Genomic DNA, 6,447 nt, shown 5'->3' on the forward strand with positions numbered 1-6,447 from the left:
GTCACCCTTCCCTGCCGTCGTCCGCTGACGGGCCGGTCAGCCAGTCGGCGTCGCTGAGGTCGTCCCAGCCCGCCGTGTCGTCCGGGTCGTCGTCCGGACGGACCACCGGCACGTGGTCGTCGGCCGCCGGCCGGGCGCGGTCACCGCCCCAGACGGCGTCGTCCTCGCGCAGGCCCGCGGCGGGTTCCCGGCCGGTGCCGGGCTCGCGCTCGTCGTCGCGACCGGAGCGCGCCCGGACCGTACCGGCCCGCGCCGGGTCGTCGGGGTCCGCGCCGGACGCCGCGCGGCCGGACGCCTGGGGACCGCCGACTCCGGCGACGGCGGCGGCGCCGGCCAGGCCGAGCGCGCCGGGGACCGCGACCGCCACCTCACCGTCGGCCACGACCGCTGTCCTCCGCTGCGTCCCCTCCGGACTGCCACCGCCCGGCGAAGGCGGTTGGTTCGGCTGCGCAGGCGAGTTCGGCTGCCCGGACGGGTTCGGCGCGGCCGTCTGGGCGGGTGGGCCCGCCGCCGGACCGGGCGCGGCGGGCAGGCCCGGCTGGCCGACGATCACCGGAGCCGCCACGACCCCGCCGACCACCGGCGGCACGACGGCCGCGGGCGGCTCCACGGCCGGGGACAGGTCGACCACCGTCGGCACCTCCACCGCCGTCGGCGGCACGACCACTTCCGGTACGGGCACACCCGGCGTACCGCCGGTGCCGGACACGGGTGCCGCCGCAACGTCAGGCGCGGCGGGTTCCTCGGCGGCGGCCTCCGGCACGCCCGGATCCGGGCCGGCAGGCGGACCGTCCGGCTGCGGGCCGGGCACGTCGACGACCGGCGCGGAGCCGTCCAGGCCCGGGCCGCTGGCCGCGGTGCCGTCGCCCGGCGCGCAGTCCTCCGGCCGGGCCGAGGTCCAGCCGGTCTCGTCCGGACGGATCAGATCGGATGCATCCGGTGCGGTACGTGGTGTGGTGCCGGCGGGCGCGTGGTTGCCCGGCGGGCCGGCCATCGGCGGCAGCACACCGCCGACCGGTGCCGTCACGTCGGTGCTCGGGACCGTCACACCGGTGCTCGGCGGCACGGCGGGGACCGGCTCCACCAGTCCGGCGCCGCCGGTGCCCGCTCCCGCAGGCGCCTGCGGCGTACCGGCGTCGGGGGTCGACGGACGCCAGTCGTCGGGGTCCGCCTCGATCAGCCCGGAGGCGTCCGGCGCGTCCGGCACACCGGCGGGCGCGCCCGCACCGGCGCCCGGCGCTCCCGGCGCGCCCGGCATCATCGGCATCGCGGCGCCGGCCGGCGCCCCTACCGGCGAGTCGACGCCGACGCCCGGAGCCACGGGCGCGGCGGGGATGTGCGGGCCGTCGACGCCGAGCCCGTCGCCACCGGCCGGCGCGCCGCCCGACCCGTCCGGCCAGCCCGCGTCCACACCCACCGGCCCCCAGGTCTCGGGGTCGCCGCTGACGAGTCCCCGGGCGTCGGGGGACTCGGCCCCGGCGGGGTTCGTCGCGCCGCCGGCGGGCCCCGGCATGCCGGGCATGGGCGGCATACCGGTGCCCAGCCCGGCGCCGCCGGACGAGACGCCGGCCGGCGCGCCGGGAACCTGTACGCCGTCGAACCCGGGTGACCGCCAGTCCGCCTCGTCGCCCTCCACCAGGCCCTTGGCATCCGGCGCCTCGGGGACGCCGGAGCCGCCGCCGGCACCGGCACCGGGAGCGCCCGCGCCGGGCATGCCCGGCATCATCGGTGACTGGAAGCCACCCCCACCGGGCACGGCGCCCCCGGGAGCCGCCGGGATGTCCACGCCGTTGACGGCTCCGGGGGCGAAGTCGTCGCTGTTGCCGAGCAGCCCGTTCGCGTCCGGTTTCTCCGGCAGCCCGGGGCTGCCGCCCGCGCCGGGACCGGCGCCGCCGGGTGGGCCGAAGCCCGGGATGCTCGGCGCGGTGAATCCGCCGCCTGGTCTGCCGATGCCTGTTCCCGTTCCCGTGCCCGCCCCCGGCTTCGGGCCGCCCACCTCGCCCGGTCCGGAGAACGACGGCGGCTTGACCGATCCGGCGCCGCCCGCGCCGCCGCCGAGGTTGGCCGAGCCCGGCGGCTTGATGCCCGGCGGTACGACGCCGGAGCCGAGCCCGCCCGGCAGGCCGACCCCACCCGGTGCGCCGACGCCGGGGAAGCCGACGCCTCCCGGCCCGTTGATGCCCGGCGCGTCGAAGCCGGGCAGCCCGCTGCCACCGCCCCCGCCGGGCGTGGGACCACCGATCTCGCCGGGGCCCGAGAACGCCGGCGGGGTGATGGCGCCCGGTCCCTGGCCGGAACCCGGACCACCGGTGCCGGCCAGGTTCGGCGGCGTGATCGAGGGCACGGTGATGTTCGGCGGCGTGGTGAACACCGGCGTGGTGATGCCGCCGATGGGTGGCGTGGTGAACCCCGGCGGGGTGAGCGTGGGCGGGGTCGTGAGGTTCGGCGTCGTGAGGTTCGGCGACGAGATCGGCGGGCCGGTCGGCACGTTGATGCTGGGCGTCGGCATGGTGATCCCGGACGTCCCCGCCTTGTCCGTGGTGATCTTGTATTGCTCGGCGACCGTGTGGACGACCTCGGCCATCTGCTGGGCCATCGGCTTCTCGTACTCGGTGCCGCTGATCGGCACCGGGCCGTCGCCGCCGCCGACGCCGTTCTGCGAGGCGATCGTCGCCCAGGCGCCGTCCAGGTAGGCCATCGTCTGCTGGGCCCACGAGAGGTGGTTGGCGGCGTCGTAGAGCTGCGACGGCAGCGACGTGACGTTCGTCGAGGAGTTGATGCTGTTGGACGTGGTGGTGGAATCCGGGACCGCGCCGCCGGCGAGGTGCTCGGCCTGCTTGCCGAGCAGGTCGGCGTAGAAGTTCATCTTGTCGCGGAACCCGTTCGCCGCCGGCCCCTTCCACGCCTTGTCGTCGCCGACCATCGAGGTGACAGCGGTGCGGATGGTCTGCTCGAGCCAGATCAGCAGGTCCTGCGTCGCCTGGAAGGCCCGGGCCGCCTCGACCACCGACTCCACGTTGACGCGGCTGGCCGCGTACTTCAGCCCTTCCTCGCTGAACACGGCGGCGCCGCCGTTCACCGCGGCCTTGAGCTTGCGCCAGCCTCGGGTCTCGGTCGCCCAGGTCTGGTAGTCGTACAGGTCGCCGACGGGGATCACCTTCGGAGGGAAGGTTCCTTCCGGCTCCGCCGGGTCGTTCCACCCGTCGAGCTTGCTGTCACCGAGACCGTTTCCCATGCCCCGTCCGCCCGCGTCAGTTGCCGTCGGTCTTGATGATCTTCTGACCGTAGGTGCTCAGGTTGTCCAGGCCCTTGAAGGAGTCACCCATGATCTCGCCGAGCTTGTCGGTGGTCAGGGCGTTCAGCTCTTCGAGGTTGTCGTACTCCACTGCCATCTTCAGCAGGGCGGTCTGCACCGCGAGGAGGGCGGTGTTCATGTTGACGAGCATGTCCTTCATGTCGCCCTTGACGCCGCCGTCCTGAGCCGTCGCCCCGACGACCGCCTGCCGCAGCACCTCGGCCCGGGCGAAGGCGCCGGGACGCGGGTCGATCGCGCCCACCTGGTCGGCAGTGGTGAGCAGGATGTTCCCGGCACCGGTGACCTTGCCCAGCACCTCCTCGGCGAACCACTTCAGCGCGGCGGTGTTGACCGCCACGCCGCCGGTCGAGGCGGTGTCACCCTTGAACGTCGGGTTGATCGCCGGCGGCTTGAAGCCCGAGTCGGTCGGGGTCTTCTCCTCGTCGATCCAGTCGGGTTTGTCGGTGAACGCGGGCGGCTTCACGTTCGACGGGTCGGTGATGTTGTCCTTGTACGTCTTGACGAGGTTCTTCCAGCCCTCGGTGTCGAGGATGTTCTTGTCGTACCAGTCGCGGGCCTCGATCCACTCCGGATGCTCGGCGCGGACCTCGTCCTTCCACCGCTCGTAGTCCACCCCGGTGCGGTTGTTCTGGTGCTTGTTGTAGAAGGCCATCCACGAGTCGTACGCCGCCTGGGTGGTGCCCTCCGGCTTCCCGATGGCGGCGTCGCCCATGCCGTAGGCGTTCATCGCGCTGATGGCTTTGTCGTTGGGGTATCCCCAGTCAATGCGGGCCAAGGAGCTCACTCCACTCGGGTGTCGACGGCGGAACGTTGGCACAGACCCCAGCGGCCCGGGTCGTCTGGCGCACCGGGCCGGGGACGGACGACGCCGGCCGCCACGCCGCGTCCGCGGCGGCCGTCCGGCGGGTCAGCCGCCGCGGACGTCGTTCCAGATCATGGCGTGACGCTGCTCGGTGGTGCCGTAGTTGTCCGAGATCTGCAGCAGCGTCTGCCGGGCCTGCTCCAGGTAGCCGACCATCGAGTCGGCCGCCTGGTTCCAGGCCGCCTTCGAGACCCGGTACTGCTGCTGGGCGGCACCGGTCCACTGGGCCAGGCTGGCCTCGACCGTGCGCTCCATCTCTTCCAGCGACGACTGGATCTGGCCGTTGATGCGGTGCATGTCCGTCAGCACGGCGTCTGCCTGCACGAAGTCGAAGGTGTAGTTGGACACGTCAGTCCTCTCGGGAGATCGGGGGTCGGGGGATGCGGCTCAGATGCCCGGCAGGGCAGCGCCGAAGGAGTTGGCCACGCTCGACGCCTCGTCCTCGGCCGTCTGGTAGCCCTTGGTGGTCACGCCCATGACCTCGAGCATGTTCAGCAGCTCGTTGATCACCCGCTGGAACGCGTTCTCCCAGTTGTCCATGGCCTGGTTGAAGCCCTGCGACGCCTGGCCGGTCCAGGAGGAGATCAGGACGGCCATCTGCCCGTTCACGGCGCGCAGCTGGCCGGTGAAGGCGGTGGCCTTGTCGGAGAACTCCTGGGCAGCCCGCTGCATACCCTCTTCGGTGGTGCTGACGGTCGGCATCGTCACGGCCGGACTCCTCGTGTCAGGGAAAGGTGGCAGGGAAGAGTGTTGATCCGCGGCGGTGCCCGGCGGCAACCCGGTCGCGCCACCATGTCCGAACGTCACCCAACATTGCACGGCAGCGCCCCCGCAACCGCCGCCACCGGCCGACAGCCCGGGAAGAGTGGTTGCACTTTCATGCACTGATCACCGGCCGGAGTTCCGGCGCGACGATCGTGGCGGCTTCACTTGACGGCGACGTCGAGGGAGTGGTCCGTCGTGAACTACAGCGAGCGCATCGAAGGCCTGTTCCAGGAGTACGAGCGGCAGCGCACCAGCCTCGCCGAGATGCAGGCCAGGATGAGCGCGCTCTCGGCCACCGCGACGTCACCGCGCCGCGAGGTGAGCGTCACCGTCGGCCAGAACGGTGTGCTGACCGACATCCAGTTCCCCTCCGGCGCCCACAAGCGGCTCACCACCGCCGACCTGACCCGGCTCATCCTGGACACCTACGCCGACGCCAAGGAACAGGTCATGAACCAGGCGGCCGACGTGCTGGCGCCGATGCTGCCGGACGGTCTGGACGCCCACAAGCTGGTCCGGGGCCAGGCCGGCGCGGACGCGTTCCTGCCGAAGGAACCCCGCATGGTGACGAGCGTGCGGGAACTCCTGACCCGGGGGCCCGAATGATCAGCAACAATCCCGGCGGGCGGCTGTGGGTCGACCCGGACGGTGTGGAAGGGCTCGGCAAGGCGTACGAGTCGCACGTCCAGCTCTACGAGTCCTACCTCTCTCAGCTGACCGCCCTGCGCTCCCGGTACGCGAACGCCTGGGGCGACGACGACATGGGCGAGCAGTTCTCGACGAAGTTCCTGCAGGGCCTGGACAACCTCGAAGCGATCATCGGCGGCGTCAAGGGCACCCTGCACTACACCGCCCAGGGTCTCAAGGAGAGCGGCCGGGCGTACCGCGAGGCGGACGAGGCCGCCCTGGACGTCAGCCGGAGGATGGCGAAGGACTTCGACGGCCTGGACGGCCCGGCGTACGCGAGGCGGGCGGCGGCCGGCCCGGTGCTGGAGCCCACCGCGGAGGGTGAGGCACAGCGGCCCCATCTGCTGTCCCGCCGGCTGGCGGCCGGTGAGCCGGTCGCCGAGCGGGCCAGGCTCCTCCCGCAGCAGCAGGGCACGCCGATGCTGCCGCTGGAGCCCGCCGAGCCGCTGACCCCGCTCACCGCCGCCCACCCGGCGATCTCGTCCTACTTCATGGGGCCGGAGTACGCCACCGCGCACGTCGGCCGCCGGCCGCTGCCCGAGGGGTACCGGCTGATCGCGCTCAACCCGTTCGAGGACGGCAGCACCCGGGTGGACGCGAACCTCTACGACTCGATCACCCCGCTGACCGGCGCCCCCGTCACCACGCCCGACGGCACGGCGATCGACCCCGGACAGGGCCGGTTCTTCGTCGTCAAGGAGAACCCGGCCGTGGACCCGACAGTGCCCGGCTACCAGCCGCTGTACCTGAGCTACGCGCCGGACGGCACGCCCACCCCGATCATCCCCGGCGCCTGAGCCACCCACCCGCGCCCGGT

Annotated in this window: 6 protein-coding genes; 2 read left to right on the plus strand and 4 right to left on the minus strand. The window is 73.1% G+C overall.

Annotated features, from left to right (window positions below; genetic code table 11):
- Position 1 precedes the first annotated feature (1 nt).
- The 4 genes from NMK34_RS19130 to NMK34_RS19145 all read right to left on the minus strand — a co-directional run bounded on the left by NMK34_RS19130 (position 2) and on the right by NMK34_RS19145 (position 4,886).
- Positions 2-3,235 (minus strand): hypothetical protein, encoded by a 3,234-nt coding sequence (locus tag NMK34_RS19130; protein WP_318334595.1) that lies wholly within the window; start codon positions 3,233-3,235, stop codon positions 2-4.
- A 16-nt stretch (positions 3,236-3,251) separates the two neighbouring features.
- On the minus strand, positions 3,252-4,091 hold the full coding sequence (locus tag NMK34_RS19135) for a hypothetical protein (protein ID WP_318334596.1): 840 nt from the start codon (positions 4,089-4,091) through the stop codon (positions 3,252-3,254).
- 132 nt (positions 4,092-4,223) lie between these two features.
- Entirely contained in the window at positions 4,224-4,526 is a 303-nt protein-coding gene (locus NMK34_RS19140; protein ID WP_318334597.1) for a WXG100 family type VII secretion target, read from the minus strand.
- A gap of 39 nt (positions 4,527-4,565) precedes the next feature.
- Positions 4,566-4,886: a WXG100 family type VII secretion target gene (locus NMK34_RS19145; protein ID WP_135240767.1), complete on the minus strand. Its 321-nt coding sequence runs from the start codon at positions 4,884-4,886 to the stop codon at positions 4,566-4,568.
- 252 nt (positions 4,887-5,138) lie between these two features.
- Between NMK34_RS19145 and NMK34_RS19150 the strand changes: the two genes are divergently transcribed.
- Both NMK34_RS19150 and NMK34_RS19155 read left to right on the plus strand, forming a co-directional pair.
- On the plus strand, positions 5,139-5,549 hold the full coding sequence (locus NMK34_RS19150; protein ID WP_135240768.1) for a YbaB/EbfC family nucleoid-associated protein: 411 nt from the start codon (positions 5,139-5,141) through the stop codon (positions 5,547-5,549).
- Complete coding sequence (locus NMK34_RS19155) at positions 5,546-6,427, plus strand: hypothetical protein (protein WP_318334598.1); 882 nt, start codon at positions 5,546-5,548, stop codon at positions 6,425-6,427. Before NMK34_RS19150 ends, NMK34_RS19155 begins: the two co-directional genes overlap by 4 nt.
- The last annotated feature ends 20 nt before the right edge of the window (positions 6,428-6,447 follow it).

This window comes from Micromonospora sp. BRA006-A (assembly GCF_033433935.1).
Classification (GTDB): domain Bacteria; phylum Actinomycetota; class Actinomycetes; order Mycobacteriales; family Micromonosporaceae; genus Micromonospora; species Micromonospora aurantiaca.